Below are 20,281 nucleotides of genomic sequence, written 5' to 3'. Positions count from 1 at the left end.
CGTATCGGTATGTCGATTCTGTGAAACACCCCGAAAACAAGGGCGGGCGGCGCGGACGGTCAGTCCAGCGGTCGCTTCAGTCGCGCCACGAACTTGTACCGGTCCCCCCGGTACACCGACCGCACCCACTCCACCGGCTCGCCCTTCTTGTCGAACGAGTGCCGGGACAGCATCAGCATCGGCAGGCCCACGTCGGTGCCGAGAAGACCTGCCTCGCGCGGGGTGGCCAGCGAGGTCTCGATGGTCTCCTCGGCCTCGGCGAGATGGACGTCGTAGACCTCGGCGAGCGCCGTGTAGAGGGACGTGTACTTGACGAGCGACCTGCGCAGGGCCGGGAAGCGTTTGGCGGAGAGGTGGGTCGTCTCGATGGCCATCGGCTCGGCGTTGGCCATACGCAGCCGCTCGATGCGCAGCACCCGGCCGCCTGCGGTGATGTCGAGGAGCTCGGCGAGACGGTCGTCGGCGGTGATGTAGCCGATGTCCAGGAGCTGCGAGGTGGGTTCGAGACCCTGGGCGCGCATGTCCTCCGTGTAGGAGGTGAGTTGCAGCGCCTGCGAGACCTTCGGCTTGGCGACGAACGTGCCCTTGCCCTGGATGCGCTCCAGGCGTCCCTCGACCACCAGTTCCTGGAGCGCCTGGCGCACGGTGGTGCGGGAGGTGTCGAACTCGGCGGCGAGCGTGCGCTCGGGCGGTACCGGTGTGCCGGGCGACTGGGTCTCCGTCATGTCGAGCAGGTGCTTCTTCAGGCGGTAGTACTTGGGCACGCGCGCGATGCGGACGCCCGCCCCGCCCTCGGTCTCCGCCCTGCTGACGTCGCTGCTCATGGTCTGCCTTCCCGGCTCCGGATGCGGGTCACATCGTGATCCCTTCTGTATACCGTCGCCACCTCTTTTGGTCTAGTCCATAAAGGTGAGTGGTCTAGTGGACGAGAGTACTCCGGCCGTGCTGTTTTCGCTGGCTTCTTACTTAAAGGTTCCTGCATATGTAGGTCGCATAACGGCTGGTCAGAGCCGTTTCGGACCCTCTTGACAGGCTTCCTGGTCTGGTCCAAGCTCCCCCTACTGGTCTACACCATTGGTCCAGGTCCCGGCCCATGGGCGGGAGGTGTGGGGCATCCCTGAGGAGGGTGGCGTGAAGCGCAAGCTGATATTCGCGATCGGTGTCGCGGGCATGATGGTCTCGGTCGCTGCGTGTGGCGGCGGCGACAGCGGAAGTTCGGACAACAGCGGTGCGGACGCCAAGGAGCTGACCGTCTGGCTCACCGTCGACGCCCAGAACAACTGGCCCGCGCTGGTGAAGGCCGCGGACGCCGCAGTCGTGAAGAAGCACCCCGGCATCAAGATCAAGCACGAGTACTACGGATGGCCGGACAAGAACACCAAGCTCGACGCGGTCCTCGCCACCGACAAGGCCCCCGACGTGGTCGAGATGGGCAACACCGAGATGCTCGGCTACATGGTCAAGGGCGCCTTCGCCCCCCTCGACGCCTCCAAGTTCACCAACTCGGACGCCTGGCTGGACGGCCTCAAGGCCTCGGTGACCTACGACGGCAAGACCTACGGCGTGCCCTACTACGCCGGTGGCCGCGTCGCCAACTGGCGGGGGGACCTCTTCGCCTCGGCCGGCGTCAAGTCCACGCCGAAGACGTACGCCGAGCTCACCGCCGCCCTCGACAAGGTCCAGAAGAAGGAGGGCGACAAGTTCTCCGCCTGGTACCAGCCCACCCGCGACTGGTACGCGGCCATGTCCTTCGTCTACGACGCCGGCGGCGCCATCGCCACCGAGTCGGGCGGCCAGTGGAAGGGCAGCCTCTCCTCGCCCGAGTCCGTCAAGGGCCTGACCGAGTTCAAGAACGTCATCGACAAGTACATGCACGGTGACAAGACCAAGGACGAGTCCGACCGTTACATCGTCTACGGCCAGGGCAAGTCCGGCATGATCTTCGCCCCCGCGTGGGAGGGCGCGACCGCCGCGACGAAGGAGAACGACAAGACCGGCAAGCTCGCCGGCCACGTCGAGAACTTCGTGATGCCCGGCCCGTCCGGCAAGAACATGCCCGTCTTCCTGGGCGGTTCGGACCTCGCCGTCCCGGTCAAGTCCAAGGCGCAGGCCGTCGCCGCCGAGTGGATCAACGCCTTCACCGGTCCCGCCGGCCAGAAGGGCCTGATCGCCAAGGGCAACCTGCCCAACAACAAGACCGACCTCGCCACCCTGAAGAACGACCCGGCGACCGCGGTCCCGGCCACCGCGGCCGAGTCCAACTGGTTCGTCCCGATGGCACCCGGCTGGGGCCAGGTGGAGAAGGCGCAGATCCTGCAGACCATGCTCCAGAACATCGGCACGGGCAAGAAGTCGGTGGAGGCGGCGGCCAAGGAGGCCGACGCGGCGATCGACAAGGTCATCAACACCAAGTGACCCACGGCAGGGCCCCGTTGAGACCGACGGGGCCCTGCTTCCCGTACAGCCGGTGCGGATCCGATCCCGGTGCCGGTGGTCCGGGTCCGACTCTCGCTTCGGCGGTACGGGTCCGACCCCGCGCCGGTGGTACGGGTCCGACCCCGCGCCGGTGGTGCGGGTCCGGACCTGCGCGGTCACCCGTGCGGGGCCCTGCTTCCCGCCCCGCCCCGTGCGGGGTTCGACCCCCGGACCACCCGCACGAGCTTCGGCCCCGTGCGCCGAGTGCGGGCTTCGACTCCGCATGACCCGTGCGGGCCTCCACCCCGCACGGCCAGTGCGGGCTCCGGGCCCCGGCCCACCTGTACGGGTCCGACCCCCGTACGGCCACGCGGGTCCGATCCCCGTACGGCCACGCGGGTCCGACCCCCGTACGGCCGGTGCGGGTCCTGACCCCGTCTCACCCATGCGGGCCCCGGCCCCGTTCGGCCCACGCGGGCCCCGACTCCGCACGACCGGTGCGGGCTTCGCTTCCGTACGACCAGAAGGACCGCTGAGGAGCGCGCGATGAGTGCCGCAGACACGACCACCCCCGCCAAGGCGCCGCCGCCGTTGTCGGTACCGCCGCCCCGGCCGGCGCCGCCGAGCAGAAAGCGCGTCTTCAGCGGCACTCCGTGGCTGCTGCTCGCCCCCTGCCTGCTCGTCCTCGCCCTGGTCATGGGCTATCCGCTGGTCCGTCTGGTCACCCTGTCCTTCCAGAAGTTCGGCCAGACCCAGCTGTGGGGCTTCCAGCCGGCCGAGTGGACCGGCTTCGACAACTTCACCGGCGTTCTGAACGACGGCGAGTTCTGGGCGGTCGTCGTCCGGACCATCGTCTTCGCGGCCGGCTGCGTGATCTTCACGATGGTCTCCGGCATGCTGATCGCCCTGCTGCTCCAGCGGGTCTCCGGCTGGGTGAAGACCCTGGTCAACATCGCGCTGGTGGCCAGCTGGGGCATGCCGATCATCGTCGCCACCACCGTCTTCAAGTGGCTGTTCGACGCGGACTACGGCATCCTCAACGCGCTGCTGAGCAAGCTGCCCGGGGTCGACATGATCGGCCACAACTGGTTCGCGAGCGGGCCCCAGGGCCTGGCCGTGATCATGCTTCTCGTGGTCTGGGGAGCCGTGCCGTTCGTCGTGATCACCCTCAGCGCCGGTCTCACCCAGGTCCCCGCCGAACTGGAGGAGGCGGCCCGGCTGGACGGCGCGGGCGCCTGGGGCGTCTTCCGGTACGTCACGCTGCCGATCCTCAAGCCGATCATCGTGATGCTCACGACCCTCTCGGTCATCTGGGACATGGGCGTCTTCCCCCAGGTCTTCGTCATGCGGGGCGGCCACCCGGAAGCCGAGTTCCAGCTCCTGACCACCTACTCCTACGACCGCGCCTTCGTGGTCAACGACTACGGGCAGGGCTCGGCTATCGCGCTCATCACCGTGCTGCTGCTGCTCGGCGTGGTCGCCGTCTACATGCGCCAGATGCTGAAGATCGGAGAGGTCGAATGAGCACCCTCGCTCCCGGGACGCCCCGCAGGTCGAAGCTCGGCTGGAACCTCCTCGGTCTCCTCGTCTTCCTCGCCGCCGGCTTCCCCGTCTACTGGATGGTGAACACGGCGTTCAAGCCCGCCAAGGACGCCATCGACCCGGACCCGAGCCTGCTGCCGACCGGCCTCACGCTCGACAACTTCCGGCGCGCGCTGGACATCGCCGACTTCTGGGGCCCGGTCGGCCGCAGCCTCATCGTGTCCCTGTCGGTCGTGGCGATCGGCATGGTGGTCGGCACCCTGGCCGCGCTCGCCATCTCCCGCTTCGACTTCCGCGGCCGCAAAGTCGTGATCGTGGCCATCCTGGCGGTCCAGATGGTCCCCCTGGTCGCGATGATCATCCCGGTCTTCCTGCTGCTCAACGACCTCGACCAGTACGACAAGCTGTCGGGCCTGATCATCACGTACCTGACCTTCATCCTGCCCTTCACGGTGTGGACGCTGCGCGGCTTCATCGTCAACATCCCGAAGGAACTGGAGGAGGCGGCCATGGTGGACGGCTGCTCCCGCACCGGCGCCTTCATCCGCGTGGTCTTCCCGCTGCTCGCCCCCGGCATGGTCGCCACCTCGGTCTACGGCTTCATCCTGGCCTGGAACGAGTACCTCTACGCCCTCATGCTGCTCAGCCAGGAGCACCAGACCGCGACCGTGTGGCTCGGCAACTTCACCACCAAACACGGCACGGAATACGCCCCGATGATGGCCGGTTCCACCATGATGGCCGTGCCGATCGTGGTCCTCTTCCTCCTCGTCCAGCGCAAGATGGCCGCGGGCCTCACCGCGGGCGCCGTGAAGGGATAACGCCCTCCGATGACGACATTCGCCAGCGGCACCACTGGGTCCAATTCAAAAGATGTACTCACGCGGGACGCCCTCACCGTCCTCCAGCCCGGCTTCACCGGCACCACCGCCCCCGACTGGCTGCTGCGGCGCCTCGGTGAAGGGCTCGCCTCGGTCGGCCTGTTCGGCCGCAACATCGCCTCACCGGAACAACTGGCCGTCCTGACGGCACAGTTGCGCGCCGAACGCGACGACGTCCTGGTCGCGATCGACGAGGAGGGCGGCGACGTCACCCGCCTCGAGGTGCACACCGGCTCGTCCTTCCCCGGCAACCACGCCCTGGGCGCGGTGGACGACGTGGAACTGACGAGGCAGGTCGCCGCCGAGCTGGGCCGCCGTCTCGCGGCCTGCGGGGTCAACCTCAACTGGGCCCCCTCGGCCGACGTGAACTCCAACCCGTCCAACCCGGTCATCGGCGTCCGCTCCTTCGGTGCCTCCACCGAACTGGTAGCCCGCCACACCGCCGCCTATGTCACCGGCCTCCAGTCGGCGGGCGTGGCGGCCTGCACCAAGCACTTCCCGGGCCACGGCGACACCGCGGTCGACTCCCACCACGCGCTCCCGCGCATCGACGTGGACGCGTCCCTTCTCGGGGCGCGCGAACTCTCCCCGTTCCGCGCGGCCATCGCCGCCGGCACCCGCGCCGTGATGACCGCCCACATCCTGGTCCCGGCCCTGGACCCGGACCGCCCGGCGACGCTGTCCCACGGCGTCCTGGCCGACCTGCTCCGCGGCGAGCTCGGCTACACCGGCCTCATCGTCACCGACGGCATGGAGATGCAGGCCATCGCCGGGACCTACGGCATCGAACGCGGCAGTGTCCTGGCCGTCGCCGCCGGCGCCGACGCGATCTGCGTGGGCGGCGGCCTCGCCGACGACGAGACGGTACGGCGCCTGCGGGACGCCCTGGTCTCGGCGGTCCGCTCGGGCGAGCTCCCCGAGGAGCGCCTGGCGGAAGCGGCGGAACGCGTCCGTACGCTGGCCCATTGGACGGCGGCCGGCGCGGCCGACACACAGCTGCCGGCCGACGAGGAGGTGGGACTGCGCGCGGCCCGCAGGGCTTTGCGCATCACCGGCGCCGACGGCTTCACCCCCCTCACCACGGCGCCCTACGTCGCGGCCTTCACCCCGATGGCCAACATGGCCGTCGGCGACGAAACACCCTGGGGCGTCGCCGCCGAACTCGCCCGGCTGCTCCCCGGCACGGAAACGGGCAGCTTCGCGGGCGAGGACGCGGGCCTCGCCACCCTGGCCGCGGCCGGCCCCCGCCGCATCGTGGCCGTGGTCCGCGACGAACACCGTCACCCCTGGATGGGGACGGCCCTGGACACCGTCCTCCGGACCCGCCCCGACACCGTCGTGATCGAAATGGGTCTCCCTCAGGCCCCCGCCCGAGGAGCTCTGCACATCGCGACCCACGGCGCCGCCCGGGTCTGCGGCAGAGCGGCCGCGGAGGTCATCGCCGGGGAGTAGGCCTCACGACAGAACAGGTGCCGGTTCCTTTCGAGGGACCGGCACCTGTCTTCGCCAGGGGCGCGGGGAACTGCGCGACCAGCCACGGACAGCACGCACCCGGCACGCAGCAGGACCCGCCCTAAATCCCCTGCCAGTCAGGCTTGTTGACGAACGTGTGCCGGAAGTAGTCCGCCAGCTTCAGCTTGGACGCGGCGCCCTCATCCACCACAACCGTCGCATGCGGATGCAACTGCAACGCCGACGCAGGACACACCGCGGCGACCGGCCCCTCGACCGTCGCCGCCACCGCATCCGCCTTCCCCTCGCCCGTGGCGAGCAGCACCAGGTGCCGGGCCTCCAGGATCGTGCCGATACCCTGCGTGATCACGTGATGCGGCACCTGCTCGATGTCCCCGTCGAAGAACCGCGCGTTGTCCACCCGGGTCTGCTCCGTCAGCGTCTTGATCCGCGTCCGCGAGGCCAGCGAGGAACACGGCTCGTTGAACCCGATGTGCCCGTCGGTCCCGATTCCCAGCAACTGCAGATCCACACCCCCGGCCGACGCCAGCGCCGCGTCGTACGCCTCACAGGCGCCGGGGATGTCCTGCGCCGTCCCGTCCGGCCCCATGAACGCGGCCATCGGTATCCCCAGCGGCTCCAGCACCTCGCGCCGCAGCACCGACCGGTAGGACTCCGGATGCTCGGCCGGCAGCCCCACGTACTCGTCGAGCTGGGCTATCCGCGCCCGCCGCACCTCCACGGCACCGGACCGCGCCTTCGCCGCCAGCGCTTCGTAGACGGGCAGCGGGGTCGAACCGGTCGCCACGCCGAGCAGGGCGTCGGGCTTGCGCCGGAGCAGTTGGGCGATGGCCTTGGCGATGAGCTCGCCGCCCGCCTTGGCGTCCGGAACGATGACAACTTCCACGCTGCGCCTGCCGATCTGAGGAAACGTTCTGATCTGGAGAAACGGTCTCAACCAGGAGGGCTTGACCGGACCCGGTACGGCCCATGTGGTTTAGACCAATCTAGCAGAATCGGGCCCCCCCGGCCCAGGGTCTGAAAGCCGTCCGAGGGCCGTACCGAGGACAGACGTCATCGCCGCCCAGGGCGTCGGACCTCCCGTCGGGGAAATTGCCGGGGAAATCCGGCCCCGCACATGAACCACCACGCGTTAGGCTGCGTGTGGTTGTTTGGGCGTCCGAACAGGTGACTCCCGCGAGGGAAGGCTCCAACAACAAACAGGCTCCAACGCATGGACACACCTAGTGGTCTAGTCCACAATTGAAGCGTGACTTCCGTCTTCCCCGCACAGGAAGACGGATCGAGGACCCGGAGCTCTCTGCCCTGACTGCCCCGGATCCTCATCCTCGGCCGACCGGGACCGCACACCCCGCGGCCGATGTTGCTCCGGGCTGCGGTGCCGGGAAGGCTGAGGGTCCTTCCCAGGCGCCGCGGCCCGCGGGTGTCTTCGGGACACGGCGTATTTAGGCCGCTCACATACCGCCAGGTACGCTCACATCCGTGCCCTCCATGAACGAACTGGTCCGCCAGCACACCGCTCTCGACGACTCCGACCTCGAGTGGCTCCATCTGCTGGTCTCGGAGTGGCAGCTGCTCTCCGACCTCTCCTTCGCCGACCTGGTCCTGTGGGTTCCCACCCGCGACGGCACCCGCTATGTCTCCGTCGCCCAGATGCGGCCCAACACCGGCCCGACCTCCTACCAGGACGACATGGTCGGCCACCTCGTCCCGCGCGGCCGCCGTCCCCTGCTGGACGCGGCGCTCGACGAGGGCCGGATCGTGCGCGAGGGCGATCCCGAGTGGCGCGAGGAGGTTCCGGTCCGCGTCGAGTCGATCCCGGTACGACGTGAAGGGCGCGTCCTCGGTGTGATCGCGCGCAACACCAACCTGCTCACCGTGCGCACCCCGAGCCGTCTCGAACTGACCTATCTGCAGAGCGCCTCGGACCTGGCACAGATGATCGCGGCCGGCTCGTTCCCGTTCCCCAACCAGCAGATGGACATGGACGCGGCCCCGCGCGTCGGCGACGGTCTGATCCGCCTCGACGGGGACGGCATCGTCCAGTACGCCTCCCCGAACGCGCTGTCCGCCTACCACCGCATGGGCCTCGCCTCCGACCTCGTCGGACAGCACCTCGGCAGGACCACCGCCGAACTCGCCCCGACCCGGGGCCCGGTGGACGAGGCGCTCGCCAAGGTCGCCAGCGGCTGGGCGCCCCGTGAGTTCGAGATCGAGGCCCATGACGGGGTCATCCAGTTCCGGGCGATCCCGCTCAAGCCCAAGGGCACCCGCATCGGTTCGCTGGTCCTGCTGCGGGACGTGACGGAACTGCGCCGCCGCGAGCGCGAGTTGATGACCAAGGACGCGACCATCCGGGAGATCCACCACCGGGTGAAGAACAACCTCCAGACGGTGGCGGCCCTGCTCAGGCTGCAGGCCCGCCGCATCGAGTCCGACCGCGGCCGCGAGGCGCTCGAAGAAGCGGTCCGCCGCGTCGGCTCGATCGCGATCGTGCACGAGACGCTCTCCCAGAACCTGGACGAGCGCGTGGAGTTCGACGAGATCGCCGACCGGGTCCTCGCGATGGTCGCGGAGATCTCGCCGGGCAAGGTCGCCGGCCGGCGCAGCGGCCGTTTCGGCATCCTGGACGCCGAGGTCGCCACCCCGCTGTCGATGGTCCTGACCGAGATCCTCCAGAACGCCCTGGAACACGGTTTCCGTGAGGGTGAGACGGGCACGGTCGAGGTCTCCGCGGTCCGCGGCGGCACCGGCAAGGACGCCCGTCTCCTCGTCACCGTCCAGGACGACGGGGTCGGCCTGCCCGAGGGCTTCGACCCGCACACCGCGGGCAACCTCGGCCTGCAGATCGTACGGACCCTGGTGGAGGGCGAGTTGGGCGGCACGTTCGACATGGTCCCGGCGCCGGAGGGCGGAACCCGGGTGATCCTCGACGTGCCGGTGCGGGCCAACAAGTAGGGCGTACCTGGCAGGCGGGATCAGGGAGCAGCAAAAAGCCCCGGACCGTTCAGGGGTCCGGGGCTCACATGCTCGTTGCCAGCGTGTGCTGCGCATCGGGGGGTACTGCGCGCTGCGGCTCGGGGGCGGGAGAAGCGTACGCGGTGTACGCGCCGCCAAGCTCAGGCTGTTTTAGGGGCGGGTGTCAGGCAGAAGCCTGACGGGCCCGGTTGCGGGCGGCACGGCGCTTCATGGCGCGACGCTCGTCCTCGCTGAGACCACCCCAGACGCCGGAGTCCTGGCCGGACTCGAGCGCCCACTGCAGACACTGGTCCATTACGGGACAGCGACGGCAGACGGCCTTGGCTTCCTCGATCTGCAGCAGCGCAGGACCGGTGTTGCCGATGGGGAAGAAGAGCTCGGGGTCTTCCTCGCGGCAAACGGCGTTGTGACGCCAGTCCATGGCTGCTACCTCTCCTTGGTATTACGTGCAAGTTGCTTGTGAATGTGAACGCTTTCACGAATCCCTCAACAAGTGAAGGGCCGTCCACCGAGTTGCACCCGGTGTGGTCCTGTGGATTGAAGAGGGGTTCCGGTGGTCTGTGGACGCTGGTGTTGCGGGCTGTCCCGACCGCCACGTAGAGACTCGCAAACCTCAGCGGCGGATACAACCCCTTCCGGAAAGTTTTTTTTGATTCCTCGGTGTCGACTAGGTCACAGCCGTACTTCCATGGGGTGGACCCTGGCCTAAACGTTCGAGTGAAAGGACTTTAGCCTCTTCTGCTCACACAATCACACGCAGTGCACGGCGTACGCCTGTGAACGTCACGCTCGTACGCAGTCCGAGGTGGTCGCCGTCCATCTGGAGGGGCAGAGGCACCTTCGAATGCAAGGTGAACTGGTCCAGGTCATGCAGTGATACAGCGTGCTTGCCGTGAGGGCCGCGTTCGGGGGAGGAAGTGAGCAATTGCGTGCCATACCGGGTGATTGCGGGCGCCGTCATACGGCTGAGACCGAGTACGTCGAGGCCTTTATCGAACGAAGCCTTAGGCGACGCGTACATCGGGTGATTGCCCAGGAAGGTCCACGGAGAGGTGTTCGAGACTATGGAAAGGACCAGATCGGTCACCGGCTCCGCATCCGGACGTTCCAGAGTGATCGTGCCGTGGCGGCGGTGGGCCTCGCCGAAGAACTGGCGCAGGGCCTGGCGAACGTAGAGGGCGTGTGTGGATTTCCTGCCGCGCTCGCGCTGCTGCTCCACCCGCCCCACGACGCCGGCGTCGAATCCGAGACCCGCGTTGAAGGTGAACCAGCGTCCCGGCACGGCCTCGTCCTCGGTGCCGGGTGTGCCCGTGGTCAGACCCAGGCCGACCGTACGCTCGCTGCCCTGGCGCAGAGCGTCCAGGAGGGCGCCGGTGGACTCCACGGCGTCGTTGGGCAGGCCGAGAGCGCGGGCGAAGACATTGGTGGAACCGCCGGGGACGACGGCGAGGCCGGGAAGGCGCTCGGGGTCGGGGCCGGCGTGCAGGAGGCCGTTGACGACCTCGTTGACCGTGCCGTCGCCGCCCAGGGCCACGACCAGGTCGATGTCCTTGCTCTCCGCCGCCTGCCGACCCAGGTCGCGCGCGTGGCCGCGGTACTCGGTGGTGACCGCTTCCAGCTTCATCTCGCTCGCGAGCGCGTGGATCAGGACATCGCGCGTACGTGCGCTTGTGGTGGTTGCCGCCGGATTGACCACGAGAAGTGCACGCATGGGTTGCAGCGTACCTACTGGGTGGTACCGGGCACAGGCCGAGGTAGGGATCACGTAAGACTGCGGAGCGTGAACCTTGCCACGGGGGCGTGAGTCAACCTCGGAGCGGTGGCGTGCGTTGCCCGCTCCTCACCTCGGGGGCGTGGGGGCCCAGGGCTACTCTTCAGGGGTGAGCAGCGAGCAGATCCCCGCCGTCCCCGAAAGCCCCGGTCCGCGCCCGCGGCGCCTGACGTACGCCGCCGCCCTGGCCGCGCTGGAAGGGCTCGCGCTCGTTGTGGGAGGGGCCTGGATCCTCGTGGAGGGCCTGGCCGGCGACCCGGACGACCGGCAGTCGGCCGTCACCGGGGGCATCACCCTGATCGTCCTCGCGCTGCTGCCGCTGCTCGCCGCACGCGGGCTGCTCGCCCGGCGGAGCTGGAGCAGGGGCCCGGCCGTCATCACCCAGATCATGGCCCTGCCCGTGGCCTACAACCTGCTCCAGGCCGACAGTGTGGCGATCCCGGCGGGCATCGCCCTCGCGATCGTCGCCGTGGCCGCGCTGGTCCTGCTGATCAACCCGGCGACGACCGAGGCCCTCGGCATCAGGGGACCGGGCCGCGCACAGGACGGCAAGCAGTAGCCGTACCGACCGACAGCGCGGCGGCATCAGGGGTGAATGGCCGGCCGACCGGTTGGTGCGGCCGTATCGCCGGGGACCCGGTGGCCGTGGCGGAAAGGCCCGGGCGCCAGGTGTGAACCCGTGGGCCGGAAGTGGTGAGCGCCGCTTCCGGCCTGTCCTTCGAGCTGGTCGCGGGCCTTCGGCCCGCCGCTCGCATCGGATCGGACGCCTACTCCTCCACGAGGAGCTTCTCCCGCAGCTGGGCGAGTGTGCGGGCCAGCAGGCGCGAGACATGCATCTGGGAGATGCCGACCTCCTGCGCGATCTGCGACTGGGTCATGTTGCCGAAGAAGCGCAGCAGGAGGATTCGCTTCTCGCGGGGCGGGAGGTCCTCCAGAAGGGGCTTCAGGGACTCCCGGTACTCGACGCCCTCCAGCGCCTCGTCCTCCGCGCCGAGGGTGTCCGCCACCGCCGGGGACTCGTCGTCCGTGTCGGGGACGTCCAGGGACAGCGTGGAGTACGCGTTGGCCGACTCCAGGCCCTCCAGGACCTCCTCCTCCGAGATGCCCAGCTTCTCGGCCAGTTCATGGACCGTGGGGGAGCGGCCGTGCAGTTGCGAGAGCTCCGCCGTCGCCGTGGTGAGCGAGAGACGCAGCTCCTGGAGCCTGCGCGGTACGCGCACCGCCCAGCCCTTGTCGCGGAAGTGGCGCTTGATCTCGCCGACCACCGTGGGCGTCGCGTAGGTCGAGAACTCGACGCCGCGCTCCGGGTCGAAGCGGTCGACCGACTTGATCAGGCCGATGGTGGCGACCTGGGTCAGGTCGTCCAGCGGCTCACCGCGGTTGCGGAAGCGGCGCGCGAGGTGCTCGACGAGCGGCAGGTGCATCCGGACCAGCCGGTTGCGCAGCTCCGCGTACTCCGGGCCGCCGGCGTCCAGCGTGCGCAGCTCGACGAACAGGGCGCGAGCCCCGCTGCGGTCGTGCGGATCGTGCCGCGGGGCCGGCGTGTTGTTCGCGCCCGCCGCGCCGTCCTCTGCGTTTCGCTCGTGCTCGCTCATCGTCCCGCCCGTCGCCCTTCCACGAGCCGTCGCCTCCGTCCGGGCCGGGGAGACCCCGGTCCGCCCTGCCGGAGGCGCACCCTGCACGGCACCTTTCCGATCCCGCTCCCCGTCGTCCAGGAAGCCGGCCGCCGTCGTGTCGCCGACGCCCTCCTCCGGGTGCGGCCGGGCCTGCTCGGGGATGCCGTCGATGCCGTCCGCCATGCGCCGGGAACCGCCGAGGCCGTCTTCGCCCAGGCCGTCGCCAGGGGAGGGAGGGCGGTGTCCACCCTCGGCCGGCAGCTCCCGTGTGCCGCGCTCTTCGTCCCGCACCGGCCCGTCCCCGTTCCTCACGCCGGCCCGGGTCCCGCGCCGCGCTGTTTGTAGAGGCTGATCGAAACGGTCTTGTCCTCGTCCACGGCCGAGGAGACCTTGCCCGCCAGAGCCGAGAGGACGGTCCAGGCGAAGGTGTCCCGCGCGGGCGCGTGACCGTCCGTGGTCGGGGCCGAGACGGTGACCTCCAGCGAGTCGTCGACGAGTCGGAAGACACAGCTGAGCACCGAGCCGGGCACGGCCTGCTGAAGCAGGATCGCGCAGGCCTCGTCGACCGCGATGCGCAGATCCTCGATCTCGTCGAGGGTGAAGTCCAAACGGGCCGCGAGGCCGGCCGTGGCCGTCCGCAGCACCGACAGGTAGGCACCCGCAGCCGGCAGCCGGACTTCCACGAAGTCCTGGGTCGCGGGCTCGCCTGCGATCTGGGACACCCTCACCTCCAAGGTGGTACAAGCTTTTCGGGGCCGAGGGTCGCCCCCCGGAGTAACGCGATGTGTGGTTCAGCGGTGACGCTACCGCGCTCTCGACTTTCCTGTCCCCCGGGACCCCAACCCCTTGCCGTCACTCACAGTAAAACTGTGGACACGCTCCGTGTCTAGGGGTTTGCGGCTCCAATTGGGAAGAACGCGCGCCGGGTTGACGTACCCAGACGTCAGACGGTCGAACCGTCCTGGAACCCGGGGGTCCAGGGTCACACAAGGACGTGGTCCACGAAGCACCAACGCCAGTTCTCCCCCGGTTCGTGAGTGCGCATGATCGGATGGCCGGTGTCCTTGTGGTGCTTCGTCGCGTGCTGTCCCGGCGAGGAGTCGCAGCAGCCGACGTGACCGCAGGAGAGGCACAGGCGCAGCTGCACCGGGTGGGTGCCGTCCCTCAGACACTCCGGACACGTCTCGTTGAGAGGCTCGGGTTCCGGGTGCGGCAGCGCGTCGGCATGCAGGCACTGTTTCATGATTGCCAGGTTACGACGGTCACGCGGATGGCCGCGCGCAAAATCGAGGGCGGGCACAGGACGATGGACGAGGGCGGGCGAGGGTCATGGACGTGATGCCACTGCTGTTGCTGGTGGCCGGGAGCGCGGTGATCGCCGCGGCCGCCCGGCGGACCCCGGTGCCGGCGCCGCTGCTGCTGGTCGCGGCCGGGCTCGTGATCTCGTACCTGCCCGGGGTCCCGGAGTACACGCTCGACCCCGACGTGGTGCTGCCCATCATCCTGCCGCCGCTGCTGCACTCCGCGGCCACCGACAGCTCCTATCTCGACCTGCGGGCGCAGATGCGGCCCGTGGCGCTGCTGTCGGTGGGGTACGTGCTCTTCGCGACCCTCGTCGTCGGCTGGGCGGCCTACCGGATCGTGCCGGGCCTCTCGCTGACCGGGGCGCTCGTGCTGGGCGCGGTGGTGGCGCCGCCGGACGCGGTCGCGGCCACCGCGGTGGCCCGCCGGGTGGGGCTGCCCTCCCAGCTCACCACCATCCTCCAGGGCGAGTCCCTGGTGAACGACGCGACCGCGATCACCGCGTACCGGGTCGCGCTCGCGGCCGCGGTCGGTGAGGGCGCCACCTGGGCGGGCGGCATCGGCGAGTTCCTGCTCGCCGCGGTCGGCGGTGTCGTGGTCGGCCTGGCGCTGATGGTGCCGATCCACTGGCTGCGCACACACCTCAAGGAACCGCTGCTCCAGAACACGCTCTCCCTGCTGATCCCGTTCGTCGCCTACGCGGCGGCCGAGCAGTTCCACGCGTCCGGAGTGCTCGCGGTGGTCGTGGTGGCACTCTTCCTCGGACACCGCGCGTGGGAGGTCGACTTCGCGACGCGCCTCCAGGAGGACGCCGTCTGGAAAATGGTCGCCTTCGTCCTGGAGTCGTCGGTCTTCGCCCTCATCGGACTGCAACTGCCCGTCGTGCTCAGGGGCCTCGGAGAGTACGAGGGCGGCCGCGCCGCCTGGTACGCGGTCGTCGTCTTCCTCCTGGTCGTCGCGACGAGGTTCGTCTGGGTCTATCCGGCGACGTTCCTGCCGCGCATGCTGTCCTCCCGGATCCGAGGGCGGGAGGAAAACCCCACCTGGAAGGGGCCGTTCGTCGTCGCCTGGGCCGGGATGCGGGGCGTGGTCTCGCTGGCGATCGCCTTCTCGATCCCCGAGCACCTGGACGGCGGCGAGCCCTTCCCGGGCCGCAACCTCATCCTGTTCCTCACCTTCACGACCGTCATCGGCACCCTCGTCGTCCAGGGCGTCACCCTGCCCCCGCTGATCCGCATGCTGAAGCTCCCCGGCCGCGACGCCCAGACCGAGACCCTCGCCGAGGCCAACGCCCAGGCGCAGGCCTCCCGGGCCGCCGAACGCCACCTGGACGAACTCCTCTCCGACGAGCGCAACGCCCTTCCGCCGCCTCTCGCCGACCGCCTGCGCACGGTCCTGGAGCGCCGCCGCAACGCCGTCTGGGAGCGCCTCGGCCAGGTCAACCCGCTGACGGGTGAGACGGTCGACGACACCTACCGCCGGCTGTCCGGGGAGATGATCGGCGCCGAACGCGCGGTCTTCGTGAGGCTGCGGGACGGACGGCACATCGACGACGAGATGCTGCGGACTCTGCTGCGCAGACTGGACCTGGAGGAGGCGGCGGCCTACCGGGAGGCGGAGCAGTGAGACAGCGCTCGGCCGCCCTCAGGGGAAGGGGCGGCCCGTGACGACCGCCGCGAGTGTCTTCCCGCGAGCGAAGACCCCCTCCTCGGCGAGCGCGACGAGTCCGTACAGCAACTTGGCGACATAGAGACGTTCGACGGGCAGGCCGTGGCGGTTCTCGAAGTCCTCGGCGAAGGCGTCGAGTTCGGGGGTGGTGCGGGCGTAACCGCCGAAGTGGAAGCGGTCATCGAGCGTCCAGTCGCCGCGCGGACCGCCGAAGGCGCGCTGTTGCAAGGACTGGATGTCGGCCGTCAGGAAGCCGCCCTTGAGGACGGGAAAGCCCAGGCAGCGCTGGTGCGGGGCCAGTCCGGCCGCCAGGCCCGCGAGGGTCCCGCCGGTACCGCAGGCGATCGCCACGACGTCGGCCCGCCCGGCCAGCTCCTCGCCCAGCGCGCGGCACCCCCGTACGGCCGGCGCGTTGCTGCCGCCCTCCGGGACGACGTGCATGTCCTCGGCGTCCGCAGCGCGCAGCACGCGCGCGAGGATGTCCGGCTCGGCCTTGCCGCGGTACGTCGATCTGTCGACGAAGTGCAGTCGCATGCCGTCGGCCGTGCACCGGGCCAGCGAGGGGTTCAGTGGACGGTCGGCCAGTTCCTGGCCCCGGACCACCCCGACCGTGGGCAGGCCCAGGAGGCGTCCGGCGGCGGCCGTGGCACGCAGGTGGTTGGAGTAGGCCCCGCCGAAGGTGACGAGACCGCGACCGGCCGCGACGGTGAGGTTCGGGGCGAGTTTGCGCCACTTGTTGCCGACGAGGTCGGGGTGGATCAGGTCGTCGCGCTTGAGGAGAAGACGCAGGCCGTGGCGGGCGAAGCGGGGGTCCGACAGCTCCTGCAGGGGGGACGGCAGGTGGGGGCGCAGGGTGTCGGGACCGGTCACGTTCCCATTGTGACCTGCGGGGTCATGTCAGGCGCGCCCTGATACGCCCCCGCAGCCAGGCCATCGTGAAGCCGCGCGGGTCGATCTTTCCCGGCTGCCACTCCAGGTGGCCGATGACCGACCGTTCCGTCCAGCCGTGGTGGCGGCACACCGCCGCGGAGACCTTCTCGATCGCCGCCAGCTGTGCCGCGGGCCAGGGGTCCTCGCCGTCGCCCAGGTTCTCGCACTCGAAGCCGTAGAAGCGGGAGTTGCCGTCGGTGTTCGCCTCGTTGTCCGGAGGGAGCGCACTCTCCGCGATCACGGCACGCAGCACGTCGTCGTCGCCGAGACCGGCGTGGTTGGCGCGGCCGTAGCCGACGAGGTGGACGGTGCCGTCCTTGGTGATGACCCCGTGGCACAGGGGACCGGGCAGGCCGCTGTAGCCCTTGCGGCACAGCTCCACCGTCGCCGCACTGCCCTTGGTCACCGTGTGGTGGATCATCACGCCGTTCACGGGCCCCCAGGCCCCGACATGATTGCGGTTGTGGTGCTCCCAGTCGCCGACCTCGACGACGGTGGCGCCCTCCGCCCGCAGGACGGCCAGGAATCTGGCCGCGGACATGGGTGAGGCCATGACCGTCTCCTTCGCACTGCGCGCCGGCCGCCGGGCGCGGTCGGCTCGTACCGGTGCCTGTACCGAAAACGGCGGACTCGACTCCTGGTTCGTACAGCGTGCGAGTCGATTCGGACAGTCGAATTCCGTTCACGGAAACGGACTTGACCGGACGTGAGCCGACAAAAACCGCTCATGTGCCCAGCCCTGCGGTGATCCATTCCCCCTCTTTCGGGTAATAGCACCGACACGTCCTGTGAGGAAGGCTTGCCGATGCACGTCGATGCCCGGGCGCAGATCGCGCTCGGGCATGTATTGGGAGGGCAATTCCTTATGTCGGTAGGCGAAGAGGTCCGCACCGAGCAGGACCGGCCGCAGCAGAGCCTCGGCACGGCAGCCGCGCGGAACCTGGCCACCACGACCAAGTCCGCACCCCAGATGCAGGAGATCAGCTCCCGCTGGCTGCTGCGCATGCTGCCCTGGGTGAACGTACAGGGCGGCACGTACCGGGTGAACCGACGTCTGAGCTACGCGGTCGGCGACGGCCGGGTGACCTTCGTGAAGACCGGCGACCGGGTCGAGGTGATCCCCGCCGAGTTGCGCGAGCTGCCGGCGCTCAGGTCGTACGAGGAGGACGAGGTCCTCTCCGAACTCGCCCAGCGCTGCCAGCAGCGGGAGTTCGCCCCGGGGCAGGTGATCGCCTCGTTCGGCGGCCGGGCCGAGGAGGTGTACCTGCTGGCGCACGGCAGGGTGGAGAAGGTCGGCACTGGCCCCTACGGCGACGACGCGGTCCTCGGTGTCCTCGCCGACGGCGCCTACTTCGGCGACCAGGCGCTCCTGGACCCTGACGCCATCTGGGAGTACACCGCCCGCGCGGCCACGGCCTGCACGGTCCTCGTGCTGCCCCGCCAGGACGTCGACCAGGTCGCGGAGCGTGCCGAAGCCCTGCGCGAGCACCTCCAGGAACAGCGGGCGGTCCCCTCGCAGCGCACCAACAAGTACGGCGAGAAGGCGATCGACCTCGCGTCGGGCCACGACGGCGAACCCGACATCCCGCACACCTTCGTCGACTACGACGCGCGGCCCCGCGAGTACGAGCTGAGCATCGCCCAGACCGTCCTGCGCATCCACACGCGTGTGGCCGACCTCTACAACCAGCCGATGAACCAGACGGAACAGCAGATCCGGCTGACCGTCGAGGCTCTCAAGGAGCGCCAGGAGCACGAGCTCGTCAACAACCGCGAGTTCGGCCTGCTGAACAACTGCGAGTACGACCAGCGACTGCAGCCGCACGACGGCGTGCCCAGTCCCGACGATCTCGACGAGCTGCTCAGCCGCCGCCGGGGCACCAAGCTGCTGCTGGCCCACCCGCGCGCGATCTCCGCGATCGGCCGTGAGCTCAACAAGCGCGGTCTGGTCCCCGAGACCCTCGAAGTCGGCGGCAACCGCATCCCCACCTGGCGTGGGGTACCGATCTACCCGTGCAACAAGATCCCGGTCACCCCGGAGCGCACGACCTCGATCATCGCCATGCGTACGGGCGAGGCGGACCAGGGTGTCATCGGCCTCCAGCAGGCCGGCATCCCGGACGAGATCGAGCCGAGCCTGTCGGTGCGGTTCATGGGCATCAACGAACAGTCGATCATCAAGTACCTCGTGACGGCCTACTACTCGGCGGCCGTCCTGGTGCCGGACGCGCTCGGCGTTCTGGAGAACGTCGAGATCGGCCGGTGGAGGTGACGTTTCTGCACCTGGGAGCCGTGTCCCCGCCCTCCGGGGCGGGTACATCCCGGTCGGACACCGGGGCGCAGACGCCCCGGTGGCACGCGCCCACCCACAGCGGACACGCCACCGTCCGCCAAGTGACCGAGGGGGGTCCTTTGGCAGAGTTCAGGACGGAGGCGTCGGCCGCCGGGCGGACGGGGGAGCGGGCGTCGGCCCGCGAGACGGAGGTGCTCGACGGGCGTGAGCCGGGCCCGCAGGACGAGCGCGAGAGGCGCTCGCAGGACAGGCCCGATGCGGACGGGACGAGCCCGCTCGACGCGCAGGAGGCCGGGGTGATTCTGGAGCGGGCCCGGGCGTCGGTCGACCCCGAGCTGCGTTCCGCCCTGGCGTCGCTGCCCGGCTCCCTGCGCAGGATCGCGCTGTACCACTTCGGCTGGGAGCACGCCGACGGCACCCCGGCGGCGGGCAACGCGGGCAACGCGGGCAAGGCGATACGGCCCGCGCTCGTCCTCACCGCGGCCGCCGCCCTCGGCGGGGACCGGGCGCGGGCGGCGGCCGTGCGGGCGGCCGCGGCGGTGGAGCTGGTCCACAACTTCACGCTGCTGCACGACGACGTGATGGACCGGGACACCAGCCGCAGACACCGGCCCACCGCATGGACCGTGTTCGGCGACGCCGACGCGATCCTCGCCGGGGACGCCCTCCAGGCGCTGGCGCTCCGGCTGTTGGCCGAGGACCCGCACCCCGCGTCCGGGGCCGCCGTGGCCCGGCTCGCGGCCTGTGTCGTCGAACTGTGCGAGGGCCAGCACGAGGACACCGCCATGGAGAGGCTCGGCCCCGGCGAGGTCACCCTCGACCAGGTGCTCGTCATGGCCGAGGCCAAGACGGGGGCGCTGCTGGGGTGTGCGTGCGCGCTCGGGGCGCTGTACGCGGGGGCGTGCGCCGAGGACGTCGAGGCGATGGACGCGTTCGGCCGGGAGGCCGGGCTCGCCTTCCAGCTCATCGATGACGTGATCGGCATATGGGGCGACCCGAGCCGCACCGGCAAACCGGCCGGAGCGGACCTCGTCGCCCGCAAGAAGTCCCTCCCGGTGGTCGCCGCGCTCGCCTCGGGCACGCCCGCGGCCGCCGAACTGGCCGCGCTGTACTCGGCGCCGTACGACGAGGGGGATCTGGCACGCACGGCCCTCGCCGTCGAGGAGGCCGGGGGGCGGGACTGGGCGCAGGTGCAGGCGGCCGACCGGATGGCCCGGGCGATCGGGCAGTTGGCCCGCGCGGTGCCGCGGCCCGAGGCGGCGGGCGGGCTGCTGTCCCTCGCCGAGTTCGTGACGCGACGCAGCGTCTGAGGGCCCCGGAGCGTCCGGTTCCGTGTGGTTCCTGACCCCGCACGGCGCTCCGGAGGCTCCGGCCGGCGGGTCCCGCACATCCCCACGGTGTGCGGGGCCCG

At 70.0% G+C, this 20,281-nt stretch carries 18 protein-coding genes; 9 read left to right on the top strand and 9 right to left on the bottom strand.

Features of this window, described 5'->3' with window-relative positions:
- Nucleotides 1–59 precede the first annotated feature (59 nt).
- Entirely contained in the window at nt 60–824 is a 765-nt protein-coding gene (locus tag ACFYRX_RS01050) for a GntR family transcriptional regulator (RefSeq protein ID WP_389095434.1), read from the bottom strand.
- A 307-nt stretch (nt 825–1,131) separates the two neighbouring features.
- On the opposite strand from ACFYRX_RS01050, the gene ACFYRX_RS01045 reads away from it, so the two are divergent.
- From ACFYRX_RS01045 to ACFYRX_RS01030, 4 genes are all read left to right on the top strand, one after another.
- A complete protein-coding gene (locus ACFYRX_RS01045; RefSeq protein ID WP_389095433.1) occupies nt 1,132–2,415 on the top strand; it encodes an extracellular solute-binding protein in 1,284 nt (427 codons plus the stop codon).
- 546 nt (nt 2,416–2,961) lie between these two features.
- A complete protein-coding gene (locus ACFYRX_RS01040; protein WP_389095431.1) occupies nt 2,962–3,939 on the top strand; it encodes a carbohydrate ABC transporter permease in 978 nt (325 codons plus the stop codon).
- Nucleotides 3,936–4,778 (top strand): carbohydrate ABC transporter permease, encoded by an 843-nt coding sequence (locus ACFYRX_RS01035; protein ID WP_389095429.1) that lies wholly within the window; start codon nt 3,936–3,938, stop codon nt 4,776–4,778. The genes ACFYRX_RS01040 and ACFYRX_RS01035 overlap by 4 nt, the downstream gene beginning before the upstream one ends.
- 9 nt (nt 4,779–4,787) lie before the next feature.
- Nucleotides 4,788–6,290 carry a glycoside hydrolase family 3 protein gene (locus tag ACFYRX_RS01030; RefSeq protein WP_389095427.1) on the top strand — a complete coding sequence of 501 codons (1,503 nt, stop codon included), beginning with the start codon at nt 4,788–4,790 and terminating at the stop codon, nt 6,288–6,290.
- 121 nt (nt 6,291–6,411) lie between these two features.
- On the opposite strand, the gene nagB is transcribed toward ACFYRX_RS01030, so the two are convergent.
- Nucleotides 6,412–7,197: a glucosamine-6-phosphate deaminase gene (gene nagB / locus ACFYRX_RS01025; RefSeq protein ID WP_389095425.1), complete on the bottom strand. Its 786-nt coding sequence runs from the start codon at nt 7,195–7,197 to the stop codon at nt 6,412–6,414.
- Between the two features lie 605 nt (nt 7,198–7,802).
- On the opposite strand from nagB, the gene ACFYRX_RS01020 reads away from it, so the two are divergent.
- Nucleotides 7,803–9,269 (top strand): sensor histidine kinase, encoded by a 1,467-nt coding sequence (locus ACFYRX_RS01020; RefSeq protein ID WP_389096869.1) that lies wholly within the window; start codon nt 7,803–7,805, stop codon nt 9,267–9,269.
- Between the two features lie 184 nt (nt 9,270–9,453).
- On the opposite strand, the gene ACFYRX_RS01015 is transcribed toward ACFYRX_RS01020, so the two are convergent.
- Complete coding sequence (locus ACFYRX_RS01015) at nt 9,454–9,711, bottom strand: WhiB family transcriptional regulator (protein ID WP_006142322.1); 258 nt, start codon at nt 9,709–9,711, stop codon at nt 9,454–9,456.
- A gap of 321 nt (nt 9,712–10,032) precedes the next feature.
- A complete protein-coding gene (locus tag ACFYRX_RS01010; protein ID WP_389095423.1) occupies nt 10,033–11,001 on the bottom strand; it encodes a diacylglycerol/lipid kinase family protein in 969 nt (322 codons plus the stop codon).
- Nucleotides 11,002–11,170: 169 nt separating this feature from the next.
- On the opposite strand from ACFYRX_RS01010, the gene ACFYRX_RS01005 reads away from it, so the two are divergent.
- A complete protein-coding gene (locus ACFYRX_RS01005) occupies nt 11,171–11,620 on the top strand; it encodes a hypothetical protein (protein ID WP_389095421.1) in 450 nt (149 codons plus the stop codon).
- A gap of 208 nt (nt 11,621–11,828) precedes the next feature.
- Here the strand turns inward: ACFYRX_RS01005 and ACFYRX_RS01000 are convergent, their stop codons facing one another.
- The 3 genes from ACFYRX_RS01000 to ACFYRX_RS00990 all read right to left on the bottom strand — a co-directional run bounded on the left by ACFYRX_RS01000 (nt 11,829) and on the right by ACFYRX_RS00990 (nt 13,920).
- On the bottom strand, nt 11,829–12,968 hold the full coding sequence (locus ACFYRX_RS01000; RefSeq protein WP_389095420.1) for an RNA polymerase sigma factor SigF: 1,140 nt from the start codon (nt 12,966–12,968) through the stop codon (nt 11,829–11,831).
- Between the two features lie 17 nt (nt 12,969–12,985).
- Nucleotides 12,986–13,399 (bottom strand): anti-sigma regulatory factor, encoded by a 414-nt coding sequence (locus tag ACFYRX_RS00995; RefSeq protein WP_019058277.1) that lies wholly within the window; start codon nt 13,397–13,399, stop codon nt 12,986–12,988.
- Between the two features lie 260 nt (nt 13,400–13,659).
- The gene (locus ACFYRX_RS00990) at nt 13,660–13,920 is read right to left on the bottom strand and encodes a UBP-type zinc finger domain-containing protein (protein WP_389095418.1); all 261 of its coding nucleotides are present in this window, start codon (nt 13,918–13,920) and stop codon (nt 13,660–13,662) included.
- 86 nt (nt 13,921–14,006) lie between these two features.
- On the opposite strand from ACFYRX_RS00990, the gene ACFYRX_RS00985 reads away from it, so the two are divergent.
- The gene (locus ACFYRX_RS00985) at nt 14,007–15,605 is read left to right on the top strand and encodes a Na+/H+ antiporter (RefSeq protein WP_389095416.1); all 1,599 of its coding nucleotides are present in this window, start codon (nt 14,007–14,009) and stop codon (nt 15,603–15,605) included.
- Nucleotides 15,606–15,623: 18 nt separating this feature from the next.
- Here ACFYRX_RS00985 and ACFYRX_RS00980 read toward each other — a convergent pair whose 3' ends face one another.
- Together ACFYRX_RS00980 and ACFYRX_RS00975 are read right to left on the bottom strand one after the other, a co-directional pair.
- Entirely contained in the window at nt 15,624–16,517 is an 894-nt protein-coding gene (locus ACFYRX_RS00980; protein WP_389095415.1) for a 1-aminocyclopropane-1-carboxylate deaminase/D-cysteine desulfhydrase, read from the bottom strand.
- A 22-nt stretch (nt 16,518–16,539) separates the two neighbouring features.
- On the bottom strand, nt 16,540–17,130 hold the full coding sequence (locus ACFYRX_RS00975; protein ID WP_389095413.1) for an N-acetylmuramoyl-L-alanine amidase: 591 nt from the start codon (nt 17,128–17,130) through the stop codon (nt 16,540–16,542).
- Between the two features lie 312 nt (nt 17,131–17,442).
- Between ACFYRX_RS00975 and ACFYRX_RS00970 the strand changes: the two genes are divergently transcribed.
- Nucleotides 17,443–18,849, top strand: a complete 1,407-nt coding sequence (locus tag ACFYRX_RS00970; RefSeq protein WP_389095411.1) for a family 2B encapsulin nanocompartment shell protein — start codon at nt 17,443–17,445, stop codon at nt 18,847–18,849.
- Nucleotides 18,850–18,989: 140 nt separating this feature from the next.
- Entirely contained in the window at nt 18,990–20,180 is a 1,191-nt protein-coding gene (locus tag ACFYRX_RS00965; protein WP_389095409.1) for a family 2 encapsulin nanocompartment cargo protein polyprenyl transferase, read from the top strand.
- Nucleotides 20,181–20,281 lie beyond the last annotated feature (101 nt).

The organism is Streptomyces sp. NPDC005374, assembly GCF_042872225.1.
Classification (GTDB): domain Bacteria; phylum Actinomycetota; class Actinomycetes; order Streptomycetales; family Streptomycetaceae; genus Streptomyces.
Note: the sequence above shows the minus strand (reverse complement) of the source record. Positions and strands in the feature narration are given on the sequence as shown.

What these genes read in the sequence shown, in the direction of transcription:
- ACFYRX_RS01020 (WP_389096869.1), top strand. Translation starts at nt 7,803, where the DNA reads ATGAACGAACTGGTCCGCCAGCACACCGCTCTCGACGACTCCGACCTC.
- ACFYRX_RS01040 (WP_389095431.1), top strand. Translation starts at nt 2,962, where the DNA reads ATGAGTGCCGCAGACACGACCACCCCCGCCAAGGCGCCGCCGCCGTTG.
- ACFYRX_RS01035 (WP_389095429.1), top strand. Translation starts at nt 3,936, where the DNA reads ATGAGCACCCTCGCTCCCGGGACGCCCCGCAGGTCGAAGCTCGGCTGG.
- ACFYRX_RS01010 (WP_389095423.1), bottom strand. Translation starts at nt 11,001, where the DNA reads ATGCGTGCACTTCTCGTGGTCAATCCGGCGGCAACCACCACAAGCGCA.
- ACFYRX_RS01015 (WP_006142322.1), bottom strand. Translation starts at nt 9,711, where the DNA reads ATGGACTGGCGTCACAACGCCGTTTGCCGCGAGGAAGACCCCGAGCTC.
- ACFYRX_RS01050 (WP_389095434.1), bottom strand. Translation starts at nt 824, where the DNA reads ATGAGCAGCGACGTCAGCAGGGCGGAGACCGAGGGCGGGGCGGGCGTC.
- ACFYRX_RS01030 (WP_389095427.1), top strand. Translation starts at nt 4,788, where the DNA reads ATGACGACATTCGCCAGCGGCACCACTGGGTCCAATTCAAAAGATGTA.
- ACFYRX_RS00970 (WP_389095411.1), top strand. Translation starts at nt 17,443, where the DNA reads ATGTCGGTAGGCGAAGAGGTCCGCACCGAGCAGGACCGGCCGCAGCAG.
- ACFYRX_RS00975 (WP_389095413.1), bottom strand. Translation starts at nt 17,130, where the DNA reads ATGGCCTCACCCATGTCCGCGGCCAGATTCCTGGCCGTCCTGCGGGCG.
- ACFYRX_RS00985 (WP_389095416.1), top strand. Translation starts at nt 14,007, where the DNA reads ATGGACGTGATGCCACTGCTGTTGCTGGTGGCCGGGAGCGCGGTGATC.
- ACFYRX_RS00990 (WP_389095418.1), bottom strand. Translation starts at nt 13,920, where the DNA reads ATGAAACAGTGCCTGCATGCCGACGCGCTGCCGCACCCGGAACCCGAG.